Source organism: Bartonella sp. AA126HLJHH (assembly GCF_042197425.1).
GTDB lineage: Bacteria > Pseudomonadota > Alphaproteobacteria > Rhizobiales > Rhizobiaceae > Bartonella.
Genome location: NZ_JBHIRU010000018.1, coordinates 1 through 23,299, shown reverse-complemented (window position 1 = coordinate 23,299; position 23,299 = coordinate 1). Strand labels below are relative to the sequence as shown.

Genomic DNA, 23,299 nt, shown 5'->3' with positions numbered 1-23,299 from the left:
GGAAATGCTTGTGTGAGTGGCTCTTGTGAGATTTATGGCTCTGTTTATGGCAATGCTAAAATCTCATATTGTGCAACGATCTGGGGGCGTGCTTATGGCAATGCAAAAATCAATAAAAAAAGCAAAGTAAGGTTGGTTCCAAAAAATTGTGAGGTGTATGAAAGGGATAATGTTGTCAATATAACTGATAAAACAGAATAAAGAACGGCGTGGGGGGCGTGCTTTCTTTATGGTGTATAAACGCATATAAAATGCATTGCTATAAACATATCATAAAAGAGAGAGTAACATAAAAAAAGCCGTGTCAAATGATATGACGCGGCTTTCAAATAGCGTTTCTTATTGATTAAAATGAATCATCCACAATGGAGTAATGAATGCATATATACAAAACGTATCATATTGCAAGCGCTCTATGAGAGATATGAAAACTTATCAAAAGAAACGTAAATGGTGCGTATGATCTTTAATCACTCATTTGAATAAGAGAGCCTATAAACGCTCGGTAGCTTTAACAATCCAATCAAAAGAACATGCATATTAAGTGAATATCTTATAACAAAACGTTTTTTACATTTACGAGCATTGGTTTTTACAAAGCAGCTTTTCATAAGATAAATAAACAAACGCTTTTATAAAGTGTAAGGTTTTTAAGATTTTGCTCTGCTGTGAAATCTAGATCTTCGTTTTTCATAAATGAAACGTTCTTAAGAGCAAATGATAACTAAGTTATAACTGTAATAAAAAAGTTTTAACGTTTCTTATGAAGATCTCATTTTATGTTTCAAACGTTTAAACGTGCATTTAAAGAGGTTTTCATAAGCGTATTTGTACTTTTCATAAAACCTAATTTCTTTAAATATTAGCCGGTCCATTTTTGGAGACATTATCTTAGAATAAAGCATTCTTTAAACATTACAGCTTTTGACTCAAAATTGAGTAAAAATCCATGTGAGATTACAATGGTTTTGAAGTTTTCTTGCTTGCGTTATATCATTAAAAAGCTTTCTCTTTCATAAAACATAACATTGTGATTTTCATTCTAGAGTCATGATATTATATTTATGCTGATTACCTATCATTTTCTAAACTTTTAGAAAGCGCTTTAAAAGTGATCTTGTATTTAAATCCTTTTATGCAATCTTTATAAATTAAACCTATAAGCTTATGACAGTTTCAAACGATTATTCGATTGAAGGTTTCGCTCAAAAAAGAGCAAAACTCATACCATTCTTTAAACGTATAATCGATAATTCCAAACGACTAAATTTTTAAACAATGTGATTTGTGCTGTGATAAAAACGTGTCATAAAATTTATAAACTGTTATAAATGATATCTGCTTTTCATTTCATTTGAATGCACACATGCGTTATAATATTTGTATCATGACTTGCTTTTTATGGTCTATTCATACATGGCAATCTTATATAAAAAAGGGTCAAATGGATCATGCATAAAAGTGTGGATTCTTAAGTGGATTCATATAAAATAATTGCATATAACACACTGAATTTATTATATTTTTATGGAATAAGCGTTTCCGGGGTCTGGAAGTGCTGAAACCGAGTCAGCCCCTTGCTTTTAGTGCTGAAAGCACTTGGACATAACAAGAGCCCCCGGAAATTCCGGGATATCCGCAAAAGCGGGCTAATCTTTATGCTCGGTTTCGGGCTTCCAGGCCCTATTGATCGTCGCGTATACGACCAAAAACACAAGCCTTCTTCATAAGGCAATTACTTTCAATCGTCAATTGAAATTACAACAGTGTTTCTTGTTTGTTTTTTCAAGTTTTCATGTAATCAATACGTATATTATACATAAAAATATTGCTTGAGATACTTTAGATAATTTTAAAAATTGTAAAGCGAAATTAAAGGGTGATGGTAAGGTAATGGGGTGATTTTCTCCTTTACGATTTTATGTTTTTTCCCCCAAATTAGGTTGCTTCTCCGTTTCAAAGATTACGCAAACAGATAAATACTCTTGTCCCGATATGGTATACATAAGATGATATAACTTGTCGTTTTTATTCATCTTAAATCGAGGTATCTCAAATATGTTGTTCGTAAATAGTATAAATTAAAGTCCATGAAATATAACAATCTTTATGTTTAATATAATAAATTTCATTTACCTGAGTTGGTTCAAAATGTTATTATAATTCTTGCTTTTAAGAAGTTCATAAGAGCCATTTTTATTCAGATGCTTGTGTGGTGCAAGCGAATGGTTTTGATTGCTTCAGTATGAACAGGCTGGAATGAGAGAATCTGATGATATTTTTGGCTTTTGTTACAAGGTGTAAAGCGATATAAATATCTTTATTGTAAAATTCTTTTTTCAGAAATCGTAAATATTGAGATATCATATTGATAGAGACTTGATAACAGTGGGCTTGTAGAGGAAAATTGCATGAGGGTTTTTTATTTTTTATGCGTTATTTCTTCATTGTTTTGCAAAGGGCGCGCTTCTGAGGCAAGCATAATGGGAACGCCATCACGAATAGGGTAGGCAAGTTTGGCTTTGAGAGAAATGAGCTCTTGTGTTTTTCGGTTGAAAGAGAGAGTACCTTTCGTCATTGGGCAGACGAGCAATTCGAGCATTTTTGGATCTGTGGTCATTTTTTTCATGTTTGGACATTCATTAGTTTAAGCGGTAATCTGTTCCTGTTTGTTTCATGAGCGAGCGTTCTGTTAATGCAAGAAGAGTTTGGGCACGGCTTTCAATATCTGGAGCTTCAAGGAGAGCTTGTTTTTCTGCTGGTGTAAAGGGGATAAGAGCTGAAAAAGCATTAACCAATATAGGTGTAGGGGCTTCTATGATGCTGCTCCAATTATATTCCATTTCATGTATGGTTAGATATTTTTCTACAACGTCGAGTAAGTTCTCTCGGTTAATGCTTTCTTCAATATCAAATTCTTGCAAGTCTTTTATGTTTGATTGGATGAGAGCTGTTCGATAGGATTTTGTGTTTTTCAATTCTTGTTCTAAAGTGAAGCGGCAAACACCTTGTAAGATAATGAACAGTTGTCCGTTTCCTGTTTCACTGTAGTTTGTAATACGCCCTATACAGCCTGTTTTATAAAGTTGTGTAGAGAAGCGATCTGTATCCGATGAAAGTGGTTGAATAATGCCCAATAGACGATCAGTTACCATAACATTTTCAATCATTTCAAGTGATTCTGGTTCAAAAATATTGAGTGATAAAAAACCACCGGGTAGTAAGAGTGCACCTTCTAAAGGAAAAAGAGCAATTTGCTTTGGAAGATCATTTTCGCAATTGTAAGAGATATTACCAGCTTTCATGAGTATTTTGTCACCTTTGTTCGGTAGTTTTAGTCTGTAAATAGTCGCTATTTATGACACTATTGAGAAAGCAGAAAACCTACTTCTTGTGCATTAAAATCATACTTATAAAATATTTGAAGTCCTTATTCTCAAAAAGAATATGAAACCCTATTTTTAAGGTTGAACTGCGCGCGAAAGAGTATTGCTTTGCGATCTTTTTAGTGTGTGACGTTTTGCATGATTTTCAAGAGGTGTTTTTGTTTATAGCTTTTGATTTTTGTCTTAAATTTCCTAAAATGTGTTGCTTGCAATTTTTGTAAGGTTCAAAAGGACACTATTATAAATCTTTTGAAGGAGCTTATGCAAGTTTTAAAATGAGAACATTTTCATCACTTTACTAATGACAGTGTGATGAAGATAGGCTATAGGTTTAAATATGCTGGAAAGAGCGTTATCGTTTCTTTCATTCTTTTGCGGGAGAGTGCAAATTGCAAATTTTCGCATTGCCGCCGAAGGGGAAATAGCCCATAATCTCTCAGGCTTTAAGGACCGTAAAAGGAAGAAGGCAGATCTGGAAAGTCGGGAGAACCCGCGCCGAAGGTGTAAGCGAAAAATCTTTTCGCGAGTCTCTCAGGTTGATGACAGAGGGGGCAGAGACGACCATATTCTATGGGCGTTAGCGCAGCTTTGGAGTTATTATGGGCACAGCACAAGAAACATCTTTTTTAAAAACACTTCCTTTATATGATTTGCATGAAAAAGCAGGAGCAAAATTTGGTGCTTTTGCGGGTTGGAACATGCCTTTAACTTATCCTCTTGGCGTTTTAAAAGAGCATCTTCATACGCGTGCACATGCAGGACTTTTTGATATTTCTCATATGAAATTGATTGCGGTTGAAGGGGCACAAGCTGTGGAATTTTTGTCCTATGCTTTTCCCATTGATGCAGCAGCTTTAAAGATTGGGCATTCACGGTATAATTATTTGCTTAATGAGCAGGCTGGTATTCTTGATGATCTTATTATTACCCGTTTGGAAGAGGGTCGTTTTATGTTGGTCGCCAATGCTGGGAATGCACAGGCTGATTTTTTAGAATTGGAAAAGCGTGCGGTTGATTTTGAATGTCAAGTGATTGCCCTTGAAAGGGTATTGCTTGCGCTTCAAGGTCCTGAAGCGGCAGCTGTTCTTGCTGATGCCGATTTACCAGGGAATGAATTGTTCTTTATGCAAGGATTCGAACCACAACAGGATTGGTTTATAACGCGTTCTGGTTATACGGGAGAGGATGGTTTTGAAATTGCTTTGCCTATAGGGCATGCGCATATGTTGGCTGAAAAATTGCTGAGTGATTCTCGTGTTGAGTGGATTGGGCTTGCCGCACGCGATAGCTTGCGGTTGGAAGCGGGGCTGTGTTTGCATGGAAATGATATTACCCCTGATACGACACCTATTGATGCGGCTCTAATATGGGCTGTTCCTAAAAGTGTTCGAGAAAAAGCACAATTTTATGGTGCGAAGGCTTTTCTTGAAGCACTGCAAAAAGGACCGGCTCGTTGTCGTGTTGGATTAAAACCGCAAACGCGTCAACCTATTCGTGCCGGTGCGGTGCTTCTTGATGATCAAGGTAATGAGATTGGCATTGTAACATCAGGTGGTTTTGGTCCTTCTTTTGATGGTCCTGTCGCGATGGGTTACGTTCCTGTTGATTTTAAAGTTGAAGGGACACAAGTCTTTACAGAACTGCGAGGCAAAAAGATTGTATTATCAGTTCATTCTCTTCCCTTTGTTGAACAACGTTATTTTAAAGGATGATTTTTTATGTCTAAAACTTATTTTACACATGACCATGAATGGCTTAGCGTTGAAGGGCAGGTGGTGACTGTTGGGGTTACGCATTATGCGCAAGAGCAATTAGGGGATTTGGTTTTTGTTGATTTACCACAAAGTGGAACAAAACTTTCCAAAGGAGAGGCGGCGGCTGTTGTGGAATCAGTGAAGGCGGCTTCAGATGTTTATGCTCCTCTTGATGGTGAAGTGGTCGAAATAAATGAAGCCTTGGCTGATAATCCTGAACTGGTAAACCAGAAACCCGAAACAGAAGGCTGGTTATGGAAAATGACATTGCAGGATGAGACACAACTGGAGGGGTTGTTAGATAAAGATGCTTATAAGGCTTTGATTGGATGAGTACCATGATCGAGCGTTCTTTTTCTTCTCGACATATTGGGCTGCGTCCTGATGAAACACAAAAAATGCTTGATGTTTTAGAGCTTGATTGTGTTGAGACACTTATTTCTCAAGCTGTTCCACACTCTATCCATTTGGGACGTTCACTGAATCTTCCAGAGGCTGCTAGTGAAGGACAAGCCTTGGAAGAACTCTCCAAGATGATGGAGCGTAACCATGTGCACAAAAGTTTTATTGGGCAAGGATATCATGGAACTTATGTGCCTCCGGTTATTTTACGAAATCTGTTTGAAAATCCTGCTTGGTATACTGCTTATACGCCTTATCAAGCAGAAATTAGCCAAGGTCGTTTAGAGCTTTTATTTTATTTTCAGACATTGGTTAGTGAACTAACAGGTTTGCCTGTTTCTGCTGCTTCCCTTCTTGATGAAGCAACTGCTTTAGCTGAAGCCAATGCCCTTGCTGTTCGCTTTTTCCGTGAGAAAAAAACAAAAATTTCTCTTCAGAGTCTTTTACATCCTCAGACTTTGAGTGTTGCGCAAACGCGTGCTGAAACACAAGGGATTCAGATTAGCCAAAATGGCGAAATTGATCCTGATACAGCGGCAATTGTTTTGTCTTGGCCAGATACAAAAGGCTCTTTTCATGATTACAGTGAGATCATAAAAGAGGCAAAGGAAAAGGGAGCTTTAGTTATCGTTGTAGCTGATCCTTTAGCGCTTACTCTTCAGGAGCCACCTTCTCAATGGGGGGCAGATATCGTTGTTGGCACTATGCAGCGTTATGGCGTTCCGATGGGATTTGGTGGTCCACATGCTGGTTACCTTGCCGTGAGTGATGCGTTAACGCGTCTTATTCCAGGGCGTATTGTTGGTCAATCCGTGGATACCAAAGGACGCGTTGGTTTTCGTTTAGCTTTGCAAACACGTGAACAACATATTCGGCGCGATAAAGCGACGTCAAATATTTGTACAGCGCAGGCTTTGTTGGCTAATATGGCAACCGCTTATGCTGTTTGGCATGGGCCAAAAGGCTTACAAGAAATTGCGCAGCGAATTCATCATTTAACATGTCGTTTTGTTGCTGGTTTAGAAGCCGCAGGGGTTCATGTTGAAGGGAAAAGCTTTTTTGATTGTGTGAGTATTTCTGTTAAGGGAAAAGCACGAGAAATTGCGCATCAAGCCAAAATAGGTGGGCGCCTTATTCGTGTTCTCGATGATGACACTATTGCAATCAATTTTGATGAATTATCAACAGAAGAAGATGCTGGTGCTTTAGCGCAGCTTTTTGGGGCAAAATTAGGCGATCAGGTTTCTCCACGACTCTTTGGAAAAAAACGGGATGCTGCTTTTCTTTCTCAGCCTTTTTTTCATGCGGTTCATTCAGAGACAGATATGATGCGCTTTTTGCGTCGTTTAGCGGATAAGGATTTGGCGCTGGATCGCGCTATGATCCCTCTTGGTTCTTGTACAATGAAGCTTAATGCAGCTGCTGAATTGATGCCTGTAAGTTGGGCTAGCATGGCCAATATACATCCCTTTGTTTCACTAGAGGATGCAGCGGGTTATTTGGAGATGATCAACCAGTTAAATGCGTGGTTGTGTGAAATTACAGGATTTGCGCAAGTTTCTTTTCAGCCAAATTCTGGTGCTCAAGGTGAATATGCTGGGCTTTTGGCTATCCGACGATATTACCAATCACGGGGAAAACATCAACGTACAGTTTGTCTTATTCCTGCATCTGCGCATGGTACAAATCCAGCCTCGGCCCATATGGCAGGGATGGAAGTCGTTGTGGTAAAATGTTTAAGCGATGGTGATGTTGATGTAGACGATCTCAAGATGAAAGCGCAATTGCATAAAGATAAATTGGCCGCTCTCATGATTACTTATCCTTCAACCCATGGTGTTTACGAGGAAAGCATTAAGGAAATTTGTTCTATTATTCATGAAAATGGCGGACAAGTTTATTTTGATGGTGCTAATCTCAATGCCCTTGTGGGGCTTGCTCGTCCTGCGGATATTGGCGCTGATGTTTGTCATATGAATCTTCATAAAACATTTGCTATTCCTCATGGTGGTGGTGGTCCTGGTATGGGACCAATTGGAGTTGCTGTGCATCTCAAACCATTCTTACCAGGTCATGAACAGGATGGGACAACACATGCGGTTTCTGCTGCTCCTTATGGAAGTGCGTCTATTCTTGCAATTACATGGATGTATATTCGAATGATGGGGGCTGATGGCTTAAAATATGCAACACAAATAGCCATTTTAAATGCCAATTATATTGCTGCACGTCTTTCAGCTGCTTATTCCATTCTTTATCGGGGCAAGCATGGACGTGTTGCGCACGAATGTATTGTGGATACACGCGTGTTGAAAGAGCAGTATGGGGTGAGTGTTGATGATATTGCAAAACGTCTCATTGATTATGGATTCCATGCGCCCACGATGTCGTTCCCTGTTCCGGGAACTTTAATGATTGAGCCAACGGAATCTGAACCAAAAGCAGAGATTGATCGTTTTTGTGATGCTTTACTCTCTATTGCTGAAGAAGCGAAAAAAGTTGGTAGCGGGGTTTGGCCAAAAGACAATAATCCATTGGTGAATGCCCCTCATACAGTGGCAGATACTTTAGATGATGCTTGGGCACGACCCTATTCGCGACAAGAAGCTGCTTTTCCCAACAGTTCTCTTGATCCAGCCAATAAATATTGGCCTCCTGTATCGCGTATTGATAATGTTGCGGGAGACAGAATGCTCATTTGTTCGTGTCCGCCATTGGGAAATACCTATTAAATAACAAATATGTATTTAATTTGTTTATTTGCATAAACAAAAAAGCCCACACATTTTGTGTGGGTTTGTACTTGTTGATCATGTTACTATGGAATTATTTGTCTATTTTCTAGAATTTTGCATTGTTTTTTATAACATGAGCAAAATCGAAAAAGTCGACAAAAAGCTGTATTTTGTCGGCAATAGGCATGCTCTCCTTTGCTTTCTACCGTATGACATGGTTTTAGTGACTAGTCGGCATCGGTCTAGCTAGCTAATTCATGTAAACGAGAGTGAAAACCTATGAGGATAGGATCCCGTCTGTTGCATGTGTTGTGACATACTCCTTCTCACTAAGGTGACGACGACTGGTTGTAGAAGAATAAAATCAATTTTAGTGTTTTTGATGATAAAGACACGCGAAACTCTGTTGTTGCATCTTTTCGAGTCAAGAATTGTCTAAATATTTCTCTTTAATCTGCTTTTTGTAAATATGACGCAAAAATATGTAAAAACACCTGTTAGAATGAGAAAACGCAAAGTCAAATGTATTATGGGTGTTTTTTACAAGGTATCTTATAAAAAGCCGGCACATCTTTCCACTTCATTGCAAGTCAGTTTGTGACTTTACGGCGCTGTTTTCCTAAGAGCCCGTGTTCTTTCGCTGTTACCTGTAAATCAACATCCAAACTTAACGCAGCGACATGTTTTGAGTCAGAGATTGAGAAAAAAAGAGCTTTATGAGTAGTTCCTGCTGTCTGTCTGATGAGGGCGGGGGATTGCGTATTTCTGTTGACGTAACCTTTGAAACTGGAAGACAATCTCATTTTGGAAAATGTAAAGCTATAAAGGTGAAAATCAATCCTCAGTTTGTCATCTCCTCTTCATTCAGCTTTGCGGCTTTCAAAAGCATTTAAAGCAATATTTTTTTAATAATGGGGATTACATATTGCTCCATACTTTTATTTATTGTGTTCTTTAGTGGGGGAATGATCCTCATGTAAAACAGAACGCTCCAAAAAGAATATACTTGGGTTGTTAATTCACATGTTTGTTTTAAAGAGATATTTCGCTCCTATCCCATTTCGTGACGGCGCTTGTGAATGGTGTAAGGGTAAATCCATTGATCCCCCAATCTTTACGCTTCATAACGGAGTAAGCCGGCACTATTATACACTTTGCCAGCGCCTAATGTTATAGCTCTTGGCACTATGGTTCATAAGAGGAATTATTCTTTTCTTAAATCATTTTTATCTACACATAGTCCAGCTTGTGGTATGCAAGCGAATGATTTTAATTGGGAAATTAATTTTAAAAACTTTGTAGTAGATTCTTTTTTGTCAATTTATGGGGAAAGGCTAAGTTTTTGTATTTTAGGTGAAAGCTACTTCCATAAAACAGTCCATCAACTTGTCTGTTTTGAGATTTCTGTGAATGTACGGTATCTATGACCATTCTATGTGGTTGATTGTTGTAAAATCTTTTGTAAAAGCCCCTCAATTTTCTAAAATGATGATTTTTATCAATTTATTTTTTTAAAGAGTTTTTATGTGTAAATGTATTTATAGCGGGAGCCAAGAGATGTTAGAATTTCATTGGGAAGGGTATCGGCATCTATAGATACTTTTTCAAGTGTTTGATGGGGACCAATGAGTTCTACCCAGTCACCAGTTTGAGGTTTTTGTTCAAGATCGGTCGTATCTACAATAATGGAATCCATAGAAACTCGCCCAACCATGGGAAGTTTGTGCCCGTTGAAATAAATAGTTCCTTTATTCGAAAGAGTACGGAGCCAGCCGTCTGCGTAGCCTATAGAAATGGTTGCAAGAGTGCTTGGTCTGTTGGTTATAAAGCTTTCTGCATAACCAACAGGTGCTCCTATATCAACAACGCGGCTTTGAATGACTTGGGCTTCAAGTTTTAAAACAGGTTTCAAAGGTGACGGGTGTTTTCCCCGCGGATCAACTCCGTAAAGTGCAATGCCTGGACGAACAAGATCAAAATAAAAATCTGATCCTAGAAAGATACCTCCAGAATTGGCAAAGGAAACTTTGCAAGCAGGCAATTGCGCAAGGATCGTTTTGAAAGAAGTCAATTGGGCATAATTTGATGGGTGGGTATCATCTTCTCCGTTAGAAAGATGACTAAGAATATATTTTATTTCTGCTTTTTCGAAAATTGTAGGGTGTTTGATGAGTTTTTGTAATTCTTTTTGATCTAGTCCTAATCGGTTCATATGGGTATCGATTTGAACCATTGCTGGAAATTTTTTATCTTTTTTTTGACAAATTTTTTGCCAATTTTCAATGGCATTCCAAGAGTTTAGAACAGGAACAATACCAGATTGTGCGACAAACTCTTCTGCTAAGTGTGGAAGTCCATTCAGAATGGCAATTGTGACATTTGATGGTAAAATGCTTTTTAATTGGAGTGCTTCTCTGATTTGGGCGACAAAAAAAGTGCGACAACCAGCTTGATAAAGGGCAGGAGCAATTTTGTGAGCTCCTAATCCATAGGCATTTGCTTTTACAACTGCTGAACATTGTGTTGGAGCTACACGTTTGGCTAAAGTGATATAATTGGCAACAATGGCACTGACATCGATGGTTGCGACAGCTGTATAGAGTGATGTATTTATTTCATCATTAACGGAATTGTTCATTTTAAAAGCTTATCTGTGTTCGTGAAATACGGAGTTTTTTGGTTGTTTTATAGAGGTTGCTTATGAGAGATGAAAGATACTGTTTGCTACGGTCAAAATCATAAGAAGCCTATGCTGCCATTAAAGTCGTTTTTTATGTAAAATGGTACTCTGGATATAAGAGATAGTTTAGTTTTATTTGTGTTGTTATCAACATGGTATCTTCTAATGATTTGTAAAACATAGACTTTTTTACTTATTTTCCCTCGTTTAGGCATATAAAAAATAAACATAGCTTATTGTATTGTATCATTTTGAAGAGTGCAATGTTAGACTGTTATTGCTGGTGTGATTGTTGTGATTAAATATTGCATTGGCTTCTTATTTAGAGAAGGTAAAATGATTAAATTAACCACGTTAAGTCAATGTATTACAAGTTTTCTACCATGAGGGGGAAGATCACTCATCTGTGCAATTTTGGATGTCGTCTCATGCACTTAAAATTATTTTTATTGAATGGAAAACAGTGTGTAAACACTTTTTGATACATTAAAACTGTTGATTTAGAAAACTCGTTGATTTGGATATTATTTGTTTTCAAGATGGATTGGGTATCCAGTATTTACTTTCTAGTCTTTGATTGGTTTTTAGTGAAATCAATTTTATCGTTTATAGAGTGCACTAGACTCATTTATTTAATTTTGACATAAAAGTGTTAACCTTGAGGCTTTTGTGTTGAGAAAATTGTTGGCAGATGGTTGTGCAAGTACTATATCACGTCAAGGATTCGAAATTTAACGTTCAATAAAGATATGGGGAAGAGTATGAATACGTCTGCTACCAATGTTCCGTCAAGCATCAGCAGCGTTGCAAATTTTCCGATTCCTGAGAATGTGTTCGCCCTTACTGTCCAAGAGGTTTGTCACTATACAGATCGGTTATTTAAATTCCGTCTGAATCGTCCGGAAAGTTTTCGTTTTCGTTCGGGTGAGTTTGTTATGATCGGTTTGCCAAATGCAGAAAAGCCGATTTATCGCGCTTATTCGATTGCAAGTCCCTTTTGGGATGAACAGCTTGAGTTTTTTTCGATAAAAGTTCCAGGGGGACCTTTAACCGAGCATCTCCAAAAAATTAAAATTGGTGATACAGTTCTCATGCGTAAAAAATCTACAGGAACGCTGGTGCTTGATGCTCTTATTCCTGGAAAACGTCTTTATCTTCTTTCAACTGGGACGGGGATTGCTCCTTTTGCAAGCCTTATTCGTGATCCTGAAACTTATGAAAAATTTGCAGAAGTTGTCCTTATTCAAACAACGCGCGAAAAAAATGAGTTAATTTATGCAAAAGATCTTGTTTCCTCTTTGCAACAAGATCCACTCATTGGAGAGTATGCACAACAGTTGAGATTTTATCCTATGACTACTCGTGAAGCTTCTGAGCATATGGGTCGTATTACAACTGTGATGGAAAGTGGGGACTTTTTTGAAACAACAGGACTTCCTAAAATTCATCCTGATGAAGATCGGGTGATGATTTGTGGTTCCATGGCTATGTTAAAAGATTGCGCAAGGATGTGTGAAAGCTTTGGTCTTGTTGAAGGGGCCAATAATGCTCCTGCTACTTATGTTGTAGAGCGCGCTTTTGTGGAGTAATGAGTGGGAAAGTTGATGCTTTATCTTCTTTCAAACCAGTACGGGGTTTTTCCTTTTGCAAGCTTTATTCGTGAGCCTGATATTTATGAAAAATTTTCAGAAGTTGTTCTTATTTAAATAACGTGCGAAAAGAATGGGTTAATTTGTGCAAAAGATCTTGTTTCCTCTTTGCAATAAGATCCACTCATTGGAGAGTATGCACAACAGCTGAAATTTTATCCTATGACTACTTGTGAGCTTTCTGAGCATATAGGGTGTATTACGACTGTTATGGAGAGTGGAGATTTTTTTGAAACAAGCGGCTTTGAAACAATAGAACTCGCAAAATTCATCCTAATGAAGATCGGGTGATGATTTATGGTTTTATGACAGTGTTAAAAGATTGCGCAAGGATGTGTGAAAGCTTTGGTCTTGTTGAAGGGACTGATATTCTTGCACATTACATTATATTGTAGAAAGAGCTTTTTTCGAGGGAGAGGGAAGTTGTGATGCGGTATATGCTAATGCAGTAATCGAATCCCAATCACTTATTGCAATGAGTTTTTGGGGCGCTATCCAAGAACCTCCAACGCAGAAGACATTGGGCAGTTGGAGCCATTGTGTTGCACTTTTTTGTGTAATACCGCCTGTTGGGCAAAACCGGATGTCAGAGAAGGGAGATGCTAAAGCTTCGATGAAGGAAATACCCCCAGCAGCTTCAGCAGGGAAAAATTTAAGATATGAATAGCCTTTGTTTAATGCTTGCATGAGTTCACTTGGGGTCATTGCACCGGGAAGAAGGGGAATTTCACTATTTTTTGCACAATTGATTAGTTCATTGGATAATCCGGGGCTTACAATAAACTTGGCTCCAGCTTGTTCGGCTTTTTCGTAATGTGTTGTGTTGAGAATTGTGCCGGCTCCAACAATTGCTTCAGGGACTTCTTGTGTAATTTTCTGAATTGCTTTGAGGGCATTTGGTGTTCGCAAGGTGATCTCAATTGTTTTTAATCCACCTTTGACAAGAGCGCGTGTTAAGGGTACAGCACTTTGTAGATTGTCAATGAGTAAAATAGGTATAACAGTTTGTCCTTGGAGATATAATAAAAGCTTTTCTCTTTTTTGGCACATGATATTTTTCTTCTTGGAGATGATATTATTTGTATCGTTTGATTAAGCACAATATGTTAAAGAGTACATGAATAAATCTTGAAATTGAATGAAACGCGCGTTATGGCAAAACACATGGAAAAGAATTTTAAAGTTGCTGCACTTTATTGCTTTGCAGATTTGAAGCATTATCATCAATTACAAAAACCTTTGCAGGATTTATGTCAAGCAAAGGATATCAAAGGCACTCTGCTTTTAGCACAAGAGGGAATTAATGGAACAGTTGCTGGTTCTTGTGCGGCAATTGAGGCATTGGTGGACTTTATTACGGCTGAGCCAGCGTTTCAAACGCCGGAGATTAAATATTCATGGGCATCAAAAATGCCTTTTCATCGCATGAAAGTGCGGTTGAAAAAAGAGATTGTGACAATGGGGGTTGAAGGGGTTGATCCGCTAAAAGTTGTTGGTACTTATGTGGACCCTGAAGATTGGAATGCTCTTATTCAAGATGAAGAGACAATTTTGATCGATACGCGTAATGATTATGAATATGCGATAGGGAGTTTTCAAGGAGCGATTGATCCGCGGATTAAAACATTTCGCGAATTTCCTGAATGGGTGCGTAAACATGAGGCTGAGTTAAAGAAAAAAAAGAAAATTGCCATGTTTTGTACAGGTGGTATTCGGTGTGAAAAATCAACAGCTTATGTTCGTGATCTTGGTTATGAGCAAGTCTACCATCTAAAAGGAGGTATTCTAAAATATTTAGAAAAAATTCCAAAAGAGAAAAGTTTATGGTGGGGTGAGTGTTTTGTTTTTGATGAGCGTGTTTCTGTTCAACATGGTCTTGAAGAATGTGGACGCGAATTATGTCGCGCGTGTCGTTCTCCTCTTAATGCTGAAAGCAAACTATCGCCTCATTATGAGGAAGGTGTTTCCTGTGATGCTTGTTATAACACGCGTAGTGAAGCCGATAGAGAGCGCTTTCGTGAGCGCCATAGGCAATTTCAATTGTTGAAGTTGCGTGCAATTGATTCTCATCAAGGGACATAAGGATATCGCAGTGTAGAGTTTTAAGTTGTAGCGTTTTTCTCTTAAATTTAAGAGAGAAGAGTTTTTTAATATTGGTAGAAAAATATTTTATAAGACCGGATATTATTCGGTCTTTTTGTTTATGTTAAATTATTTGACTTATAAATAGTCATTATAGATTGTTCGCTCTCTTTGACTTTATAGGATTGAGTTTTCAGATACTTTTCATTTTAAAATAGAAAAGCCGTTCACCAACAGCGCAGAGGAGGGAGATTATAGTTTAAGAGAAAAGCGTATGAATAAGATGTGATTAAAAAGCAGATGCTAGGTGGAAAAATAAAATGATAATAGGAGTTTATGATTTCAGAATTTAATATAATACATTAATTTATAATGATAATTTATTATTCATTTGAATAAAAGAGTTCAATATTGTGAACTTTGTTGCTTTCAGATTAGATGAGAACGAATCGCGTAAAATTCATTCACTTGTACGTTGCAAATGGGAGCAACGTGTGGACAAAAATCATTTTAGATAAGGTGTTATGAAACATTTCAATGTAGGAGTTTCTGCAATATTGGGAGTTGGCAGACAGAATGGGAGCGTTTGTTTTTAATTTCATAAGTATAAAGAGGGTGAGATGTAGTTGATCTATATCATACAAGCTATATTATACGGGGAATTCTTCATGATATTTTGCTTAAGCGATGCTGTGAAATGAATGTGGAAGTAGGGATGTTTTTTAGGATGTAAATGAGAAAGATAATGGTGTTTTGTTGGGGGAAGGACACGTTATCTTTAAAGACTATGGTGCTTCAGTCGTTACTATCCTCAGTCTTCAATGTTGGTCATCTTTGCATTTGAGAGGATATATAAGAGGTACTCCTTTTTTCAATTGTTTTTTATTTGTGATGCGCAAAAGAATGATTTTAATTGATTCATTGTAAGAGGGTTGAAATAAGAGGATTTTATAATGGGATTTTTGTTTAAGGGTACAATAATAAATTATCATTATAAATTAATGTCTTGAGTAATTTATTTTGCCTTATTTTCTGCTGCGGCTATTAGGAGATAGAATAGGGTCAAGAAACGAGGGGCTTTAAACGCAAGACAGTGATTTATGTTGCACGGATAATGTAAGGGGTGTGATCTCATGAAAGCGGATGGATGGCTTTGTCTGGGGAGAGTGTTGTTTTTTCGCATCATTTTATCTTTAAGAATTAAAAAATGTTTAAAATTAAAAAAATGATTGAAATGAGAAAGAATTCGTTTTATAGGATGCCTTGCCCAAAGTCGCACGTGCCTGTGGGTGTCCGCTGGTTCTCAAATGGTGAGATTAACCGGTACGGTACCTGGAACTAACCGCTCCAGTCATTCTTACAGCCAATTGCAAGAATGAGGACATCTTGAAGCAACGACGGTGCGGGCCTTTCTGGTGTCTTCCAGTTTTTAAATGCTGGGATAACTATAGAGGCACACCTCATTGCCTTCAGTGCGGAAGTGGTTTTCTCAACTCCAATCAAAAAGGCAGATAAAATAGAATAACGCGGCTTCGCGCTGTTCTTTCGCTGCATGCAATGCTAATTTCTGATTTTTTGTAATCAGAATGGGGATAGTTGTTGTGTGTTTTTTGTCCTTTAGCTTTTGGCAGCTTTGGCTGTCCAAGCATAGAGTGGGGGAGCTTTCCCTCAAGGAGAATTGCAGATGGCAACGCAACGTATTCGCGATTTTCTTGCAACACATCGTTCTGAAGGTCCATGCTTAATTGTTGACCTTGATGTTGTTCGTGACAACTATTTAAATTTTGAAAAAGCTCTGCCGCAGTCTCGTATTTTTTACGCAATAAAGGCAAATCCAGCTCCTGAAATCTTGCGTTTGCTAAGTTCTTTAGGATCTTCTTTTGATGCGGCTTCTGTTGCAGAAATTGAAATGGCTTTAAAAGCAGGTGCAACGCCAGAGCGTATTTCTTTTGGAAATACGATTAAAAAAGAGCGTGATATTGCACGAGCATATGCATTGGGAGTTTCACTTTATGCCGTTGATTGTGTGGAAGAAGTGGAAAAAATTGCGCGTGTTGCTCCAGGAGTGCGTGTTTTTTGCCGTGTTCTTACCGATGGAAAAGGTGCAGAGTGGCCATTGTCACGCAAATTCGGTTGCGTTCCAGAAATGGCGGTTGATGTTCTAAGACGCGCACACCAATTGGGTTTGCAAGCCTATGGTGTTTCTTTTCATGTTGGATCTCAGCAGGTTGATTTGAGTGCGTGGGATCGTGCTTTATCGGATGCTTCTACAGTTTTTAAGCGCTTGGAACAAGAAGGCATTTCACTGAAATTGGTGAATATGGGCGGCGGTTTTCCAACCCGTTATTTGAAAGATGTCCCTACAGAACAAGCTTATGGTACAGCAGTTTTTGATTCATTGAAAAAGCATTTTGGTAATCGTATCCCTGAGACGATTATTGAGCCAGGACGTGCGATGGTTGGCAATGCTGGTGTTATTCGTACAGAAGTTGTTCTAATATCTAAAAAAGCTGATAATGATAATGTACGATGGGTTTATCTTGATATTGGAAAATTTAATGGTCTTGCTGAGACTATGGATGAAGCCATTCGTTATCCTATTGAGACACCTCATGATGATAAGGTAATGGAGCCTTGTATTTTGGCTGGACCAACATGCGATTCGGCAGATGTTCTCTATGAAAAAACACCTTATCCGCTTCCTCTATCCCTAACGATAGGAGATGAAATATTGATTCATGGAACGGGTGCTTACACGACAACTTACGCATCGGTTGCTTTTAATGGTTTTGAGCCTTTACGATCATATGTAATCTGAGGTTTCCTTTTAACTATAGTTTTTTTAGACTTTTTGCTATGCTCGTCATGGCGCTATAAGAGGGCGGTTATAGAGATGAACATGATGAACTTTCAAACAAAAGATGGGGCATGTTTTACACTTTTATTGGAGCAAGAAGCCGATAAGCCTTATCGAGAAATTTTGCTTGATTCAACGATGGGGTATGGACGTAAACGTAAATCATCAGAGGCTTTACGTCGTGGACGGTTAGCTGCTCAAGGGCTCTCTTTTGTGGTTAAAAATGTGCTTGGAGAGCTTGTGGGAAGTGTCCGTCTTTGGCATGTTTCTTTTTCTAAAGGAAAAAATGAAACACAACATGCTTTACTTTTAGGCCCCTTGGCTGTTGCGTCTGAATGTGCTGGTATGGGAATAGGATCAATTTTAGTCCGCCATGCAATTGAAACAGCAAAAAAATTGGGATATGGCGCCATTTTGCTGGTAGGGGATTTTGAATTTTATCAACGTTTTGGCTTTTCAAATAGTTTAACAGAAAATTTGGCAATGCCTGGTCCTTACGAAAAGCATCGCTTTCAAGCGTTGGAACTGATACCACATTATCTTTCTGGGTGTTATGGCACTTTGGTTCCTAGTGGAGAACGAGAAGTTTCAAATCGTTTTCAGCATCATAAAGTGGCTTGAAGATAGTGTTTATTTGTTTTTTAACAGCTGGCATTGAGGAGAGCATACTGTTTTGGCTAGAGCCAAAGTATTTAGCGGTACAAAGTTTTTGGGGAGTTGTATTGCGATTTTATTATATGGCTGGTTTCTTATTTTTGATGATTTCAGTTCAGTGAGTAAGAATATATTTTAAGCTCATTTTTTGAAATAGCGTCCTATTTTATAGTATTAAAGGAACCGGATTTTTGAGTGGTTTTGTATTCTTTCAAAGCCAGTATCATCATACAGTTTTCCAGTTTCCAATATTGTTGGTAGATCTTGCATCGAAACGGTTGGATATTTTACTTTTTTCTTAAACAGTTTTTTTCTTTGCTTTTTATGTGCAAGGGAATGGTTTTGATTGATTCAATAGAGAGATATTTTGAGAAATTTTATACAATTTTAGCGCTTGTTGAAAAAGAAAAATATGCAGCAGTAGAATCAAAATTATAAATACTAGCTTTTTTAAAAGAGTGTAAAAAAAATAAAATTACATGAGCAGCTTTGTTGAAAAAAAATATATCATTACTTTTTTGCTATAAAGGTAAATCGTTTTGCAATTGGCATGAGAGGATCAAATACAAAATGATTTTTTCATGTAAAATTTTGCATTCAGAATCAAAAAACGTTGCTCTACACATTATAAGGGAAATAGGTGTGTGAATAAAAATCACAAGAATCATAAATCTTTTATGAATATTCTTGTAAGACTCAAAAGAGTAAAGGGCAAAGAATCTTTTAATCGTTTGTGCCCTATGGTGATAAATCAAAAATCTTATAGAAATAGCTGCTTTATCTTTATAGTGTGGAGCGCGTTAGGTAAGATCGTTGTTTACCTATCATCTAAAACAATTTTTGTATGCGAGACGTTATTTTAAAAGTGCGTAAAGAGCCCGCATTGAAAAGAATTTTTATCAGAAGAATCATTTAGAATCACGTATTTATTTATACTGTCTCTTGAGAAAAGATAAAGTGCATAAGAAGCGAGGAAAGTGATAAGGATAAAAAATATTTCTCAATTGTAATTAAGCTTAGTGATTTGGTGGTGAATCCATGAGAGGTGGTATTTTTTTGAGAAACATGGTCATAAATGTCAAAACACCAAAGATGATGGTTATGATAAAGAAAATATCACTAAAAGCCATAATCATTGCTTGTATGCGTACCATATTAAACAATTGAGAAAGAGCTAGGGTATAGGAATCAAAGGTTTCTGTTTTGAATAATAAAATAAGCTTTGAAAGCATTTCAGTTGCTTGTCTGTTTGCGTGGTTAAGGGTTTCGGCTATTCGTTCATAATGGAAGTCCGTGCGTTTTGTCATGAGCGTGCTGATAATGGCAAGTCCCACAGCACCACCTAGATTCCGTGTGAGATTAAAGAGTCCAGAAGCATTTTGCATTCGTTCTGGTGGGAGTGTTCCCAATGCAATATTATTAATAGGAACCATACATAACATTACAGAAGCACCACGGAAAACTTGCGGCCAAAAAAGCTGCCAAAAATCCCACTTATCTGTGATAGTGCTTGCCATCCAAGTGCCTATTGCAAAACCAAAAAGTCCTATTGCCATCATTACACGTGCATCCATTCGTGCTGAAAGGAATCCTGCAAGGGGAGCCGTTAATAACATGACGAATCCTGAAAGAAACAATGTTTCTCCAATCATAAGGGCATCGTAATGGCGGATTTGGCTCAAATAGACAGGATAAAGGTACGTGAGTCCATAAAGACCTATACCCAGTGAAAAGGAAAAAATGGATGCAGCTGAAAAATTAAAATTAGAAAAAGTAGAGAGATCTACAATGGGTTCTTTTGCTGTAAAAGCACGCCAGAAGAACAAGGCGGCAGCAAGAATCATGATAATAAATAAATTCCGAACCAGCCTATCATTCAGCCAATCATGACGTGCGCCTTCTTCTAGTACATACTCTAAAGTTCCTAGAAAAACAGCCATAGAAATGAGCCCCAACCAGTCAAATTTAGCCATGAGAGATGGATTTGCTTTATCAAAATCAATCAACTTCCAAGCGAGAATTGAAATAATAATCCCAAAAGGCACATTAATGAGAAAAAGCCAGTGCCATGATAAGATATGACAAAGATAACCTCCGACCGTTGGACCAATAGTGGGGGCTAATGTTGCGACTAGTCCAACAATAGGGGTAACAATTGGGCGTTTGGAAGGAGGAAAAAGAACATAAGAGGCGACAAAAACGCTTGGGATAATTCCTCCACCAATAAAACCTTGCAATGCACGGTAGATAATCATCTCTCCAATAGATGTTGCTGTTGCACAAAGAACAGAAGTAATCGTAAACCCGATCGCTGATATGGTGAAGAAAACACGTGTTGAAAGCAATCTTCCTAAGAATCCAGAAAGGGGCAACATGATGACTTCAGCGATGAGATAGGAGGTTTGAACCCATGAAATTTCTTCAGAGCTCGCAGAAAGACCAGCTTGAACTTCGGCTAAAGAGGAGGCAACGATTTGTATATCCAAAATGGCCATGAACATGCCAAAGGCCATAACTATGAAAATCACAATGCTACGGATTTCTATGCGCTCTTGAGACTGTATGGGCTTTGGTATTGAAGATGTCATAATAATGAGGTCATTTGCTTGTTATTATAAGAGACTTTTATCTTGTGGTTTTGTACGTGTATCAACTTCTACTGAAACACTCATTCCTGCTCGGATATGTCCGGTCTTTAAGACTTCTTCTGGAATAGAAATACGTACAGGAATGCGTTGGACAATCTTTGTAAAGTTACCGGTAGCGTTTTGTGGAGGAAGAAGAGAAAAAACAGCACCTGTTGCCGGTGAAATAGAAAGCACTGTTCCTGTAAAGCCCTCCTTTTTGAAGGCATCAACAGAAATATAAGCCTTTTGTCCCGCATGAATATTTTGCAACTGTGTTTCTTTATAGTTTGCTTCAATATAAAGTGCATGGATGGGGACTAACGCTGCAAGACGTTGGCCATTTACAACAAAATCTCCCGTTTTTGCTGTTAAATTTCCTATGATTCCATCAAATGGCGCGCGTATAATGGTTGAATCAAGGTCACGTTGTGCTTTTTCACGCGAAAGTTCTAAACTCTTTGTTTGGCTTTCTGTTTCACTTCGTTGTGCTTCTAGCACTCGAATATTGGCGCGTGCTGCAGCGATTTGTGCATCTGCACGGTTAACATTTGCGATAGCTTGTTCATAAGCTGATTTGGCATCATCAACATCAGATTGAGGGGCATAACGATTGGCTTTCAGTTCTGTTACACGTTTTAAGGTGAGTTGTGCATTGGTTGCTATGGCTGAAGCGGCTGCTTTTTGCGCTTTTGCATCATCTAAAGCACTATGAGCGGCTGTGATTTGTGCATCAATGCGTAGAAGTGTTTTTTTCTGTGTGTCAAGATGCGCTTCTGTTTGATTCAAGGCTATTTGATAATCACCATTGTCTAAGTAAAATAAAACATCGTCCTTTTTTACAACTTGGTTGGCTTTAATGGCAATTTTTTCAATATATCCATTTAATTTAGTCGCAATAGCGGCTATATCTCCTTGCACATAGGCATCTTCAGTGGATAGCATATAACGCCATTGCGTTATCCATTTGTAGCTAAACCAAAGCACAAAAAGTGCAAAGACAATAAGAAGAGCCTTGATTACTTTTTTTCGTTTCGTTTTATTGAAATTTTTGGTTGAAAAAATTGTCTCAGATACGGACATGATTTTATACTTTCAATATTTATGTTCTAACGAGTATAATAAGCCTCTCACTCTAGGGTAGGGTGATACATGCACGGACGATAAGAGCTTTTCAAACAATAAGGCGATCCTTGGTACATAATGCTAAATATATAAACTTGCAAGTTAGAGATCTTGTTTTCAAGTTAGCGGTCTTATTTTATTGCGCATTTTTTACAAAGCCCTCGTACTTCTAAGGTGCTTTTATGTGCTTGGAAGTCAACAGCTTGAACCATCTGTTTTAAACTTGATACAATCGTTTGATTTTGTATTTTGTTGACTGTGCCACAGTTTAGGCATCTTCAGTGGACAGCATATAACACCATTGCGTCGTCCACTTATAACTAAACCAAAGTACAAAAAGCGCAAAGACGATAAGAAGAGCCTTGATTACTTTTTTTCGTTTCATTTTATCGAGATTTTTTGTTGAAAAAATTGTCTCAGATACGGACATGATTTTATACTTTCAATATTTATGTTCTAACGAGTATAATAAGCCTCTCACTCTAGGGTAGGGTGATACATGCACGGACGATAAGAGCTTTTCAAACAATAAGGCGATCCTTGGTACATAATGCTAAATATATAAACTTGCAAGTTAGAGATCTTGTTTTCAAGTTAGCGGTCTTATTTTATTGCGCATTTTTTACAAAGCCCTCGTACTTCTAGGGTGCTTTTATGTGCTTGGAAGTCAACAGCTTGAACCATCTGTTTTAAACTCGATACAATCGTTTGATTTTGTATTTCGTTGACTGTGCCACAGTTTTCGCAAATTATAAACGTTGTAAGTTCATGTTGACAGTTTTCAGGGTGTAAACAGACCATAAAGGCATTTGCACTTTCAAGACGATGAATACACTTTAACTGTACGAGTTTTTCTAACGCACGATAAACTTGGAGAGGTGCGCGAAAACCTTCTTCGCGTAAGTGATTGAGAATCGCATAAGCACTTAAAGGCCCTTTTGCATTTTTTAAAGTATTTAAAACCAATGTTTGGTTACGCGTCAGTTTAGATGACATTGACATCTTCCTTTTGCTCCCATGGAAAAGCATAAAGCGTGTAAGATATTTATGCAATGGTGATTATAGAATATGTACTCTATTTTTAGCCTTTTACATGACATCACTGCGATATGTAAGACAAGTTGCAACCGTTGTGAGGGGAGGGGTATTATAATCTGAAAGCCGCTGCTATCCAGCAAGAAACTTTTATACGCTTCTTAATTTTACCAATTAATGTTTTGAAATAGGATTTTTTGTTCAATATTTTATTGGTAAAGTTTGGGTTATTTTATTTAAAAAAAAATAAAAAATGATATTGACTCTTTGCTTGAAAGAGTACTATATACGACGAGTAACGAGAGCGGTTTCTGCT

15 protein-coding genes, 4 pseudogenes and 1 riboswitch are annotated in these 23,299 nt (G+C 37.7%); of the genes and pseudogenes, 9 read left to right on the top strand and 10 right to left on the bottom strand.

Annotated features, from left to right (window positions below):
* Positions 1–201 (top strand): annotated as a pseudogene (locus ACFIQC_RS07945) (hypothetical protein); the annotation flags it as partial.
* 2,221 nt (positions 202–2,422) lie between these two features.
* Here the strand turns inward: ACFIQC_RS07945 and ACFIQC_RS07940 are convergent.
* Both ACFIQC_RS07940 and ACFIQC_RS07935 read right to left on the bottom strand, forming a co-directional pair.
* A complete protein-coding gene (locus ACFIQC_RS07940) occupies positions 2,423–2,629 on the bottom strand; it encodes a Trm112 family protein (protein WP_273791466.1) in 207 nt (68 codons plus the stop codon).
* Positions 2,630–2,642: 13 nt separating this feature from the next.
* Positions 2,643–3,305 carry an LON peptidase substrate-binding domain-containing protein gene (locus ACFIQC_RS07935; protein WP_375610818.1) on the bottom strand — a complete coding sequence of 221 codons (663 nt, stop codon included), beginning with the start codon at positions 3,303–3,305 and terminating at the stop codon, positions 2,643–2,645.
* A gap of 446 nt (positions 3,306–3,751) precedes the next feature.
* Positions 3,752–3,849, top strand: a riboswitch (glycine riboswitch).
* Positions 3,850–3,985: 136 nt separating this feature from the next.
* On the opposite strand from ACFIQC_RS07935, the gene gcvT reads away from it, so the two are divergent.
* The 3 genes from gcvT to gcvP are packed head-to-tail and all read left to right on the top strand — an operon-like array spanning position 3,986 to position 8,274.
* On the top strand, positions 3,986–5,098 hold the full coding sequence (gene gcvT / locus ACFIQC_RS07930; RefSeq protein WP_375613638.1) for a glycine cleavage system aminomethyltransferase GcvT: 1,113 nt from the start codon (positions 3,986–3,988) through the stop codon (positions 5,096–5,098).
* 6 nt (positions 5,099–5,104) lie between these two features.
* Entirely contained in the window at positions 5,105–5,473 is a 369-nt protein-coding gene (gene gcvH, locus ACFIQC_RS07925; RefSeq protein ID WP_375612294.1) for a glycine cleavage system protein GcvH, read from the top strand.
* 5 nt (positions 5,474–5,478) lie between these two features.
* Positions 5,479–8,274 carry an aminomethyl-transferring glycine dehydrogenase gene (gene gcvP / locus ACFIQC_RS07920; protein ID WP_375706983.1) on the top strand — a complete coding sequence of 932 codons (2,796 nt, stop codon included), beginning with the start codon at positions 5,479–5,481 and terminating at the stop codon, positions 8,272–8,274.
* Positions 8,275–8,867: 593 nt separating this feature from the next.
* On the opposite strand, the gene ACFIQC_RS07915 is transcribed toward gcvP, so the two are convergent.
* Positions 8,868–9,080 (bottom strand): hypothetical protein, encoded by a 213-nt coding sequence (locus tag ACFIQC_RS07915; protein ID WP_375621606.1) that lies wholly within the window; start codon positions 9,078–9,080, stop codon positions 8,868–8,870.
* 719 nt (positions 9,081–9,799) lie between these two features.
* Positions 9,800–10,915, bottom strand: coding sequence for an alanine racemase (alr, locus tag ACFIQC_RS07910; RefSeq protein ID WP_375706982.1), 1,116 nt, complete (start codon positions 10,913–10,915; stop codon positions 9,800–9,802).
* Positions 10,916–11,718: 803 nt separating this feature from the next.
* Between alr and ACFIQC_RS07905 the strand changes: the two genes are divergently transcribed.
* Both ACFIQC_RS07905 and ACFIQC_RS07900 read left to right on the top strand, forming a co-directional pair.
* A complete protein-coding gene (locus tag ACFIQC_RS07905; RefSeq protein WP_375612296.1) occupies positions 11,719–12,546 on the top strand; it encodes a ferredoxin--NADP reductase in 828 nt (275 codons plus the stop codon).
* Between the two features lie 18 nt (positions 12,547–12,564).
* Positions 12,565–13,012: pseudogene (locus ACFIQC_RS07900) on the top strand (ferredoxin--NADP reductase); the annotation flags it as partial.
* On the opposite strand, the gene eda reads toward ACFIQC_RS07900, so the two are convergent.
* Positions 12,991–13,656: a bifunctional 4-hydroxy-2-oxoglutarate aldolase/2-dehydro-3-deoxy-phosphogluconate aldolase gene (gene eda, locus ACFIQC_RS07895; protein WP_375706981.1), complete on the bottom strand. Its 666-nt coding sequence runs from the start codon at positions 13,654–13,656 to the stop codon at positions 12,991–12,993. The pseudogene ACFIQC_RS07900 and the gene eda overlap by 22 nt on opposite strands.
* A 114-nt stretch (positions 13,657–13,770) precedes the next feature.
* On the opposite strand from eda, the gene ACFIQC_RS07890 reads away from it, so the two are divergent.
* The 3 genes from ACFIQC_RS07890 to ACFIQC_RS07880 all read left to right on the top strand — a co-directional run bounded on the left by ACFIQC_RS07890 (position 13,771) and on the right by ACFIQC_RS07880 (position 18,166).
* Entirely contained in the window at positions 13,771–14,688 is a 918-nt protein-coding gene (locus ACFIQC_RS07890; protein WP_375706980.1) for a rhodanese-related sulfurtransferase, read from the top strand.
* Between the two features lie 1,684 nt (positions 14,689–16,372).
* The gene (locus ACFIQC_RS07885) at positions 16,373–17,506 is read left to right on the top strand and encodes a type III PLP-dependent enzyme (protein ID WP_375621611.1); all 1,134 of its coding nucleotides are present in this window, start codon (positions 16,373–16,375) and stop codon (positions 17,504–17,506) included.
* 75 nt (positions 17,507–17,581) lie between these two features.
* Positions 17,582–18,166 carry a GNAT family N-acetyltransferase gene (locus ACFIQC_RS07880; RefSeq protein WP_375630327.1) on the top strand — a complete coding sequence of 195 codons (585 nt, stop codon included), beginning with the start codon at positions 17,582–17,584 and terminating at the stop codon, positions 18,164–18,166.
* Between the two features lie 1,049 nt (positions 18,167–19,215).
* Here the strand turns inward: ACFIQC_RS07880 and ACFIQC_RS07875 are convergent.
* The 5 genes and pseudogenes from ACFIQC_RS07875 to ACFIQC_RS07855 form a co-directional block, all read right to left on the bottom strand.
* The gene (locus tag ACFIQC_RS07875) at positions 19,216–20,787 is read right to left on the bottom strand and encodes a DHA2 family efflux MFS transporter permease subunit (RefSeq protein WP_375621613.1); all 1,572 of its coding nucleotides are present in this window, start codon (positions 20,785–20,787) and stop codon (positions 19,216–19,218) included.
* 24 nt (positions 20,788–20,811) lie between these two features.
* Positions 20,812–21,906, bottom strand: a complete 1,095-nt coding sequence (locus tag ACFIQC_RS07870) for an HlyD family secretion protein (protein WP_375621614.1) — start codon at positions 21,904–21,906, stop codon at positions 20,812–20,814.
* Between the two features lie 173 nt (positions 21,907–22,079).
* Positions 22,080–22,223 (bottom strand): annotated as a pseudogene (locus ACFIQC_RS07865) (transcriptional repressor); the annotation flags it as partial.
* Positions 22,220–22,378: pseudogene (locus ACFIQC_RS07860) on the bottom strand (HlyD family secretion protein); the annotation flags it as partial. The pseudogenes ACFIQC_RS07860 and ACFIQC_RS07865, both read right to left, overlap by 4 nt.
* Positions 22,379–22,551: 173 nt before the next feature.
* The gene (locus ACFIQC_RS07855; RefSeq protein WP_375621615.1) at positions 22,552–22,944 is read right to left on the bottom strand and encodes a Fur family transcriptional regulator; all 393 of its coding nucleotides are present in this window, start codon (positions 22,942–22,944) and stop codon (positions 22,552–22,554) included.
* Between the last annotated feature and the right edge of the window lie 355 nt (positions 22,945–23,299).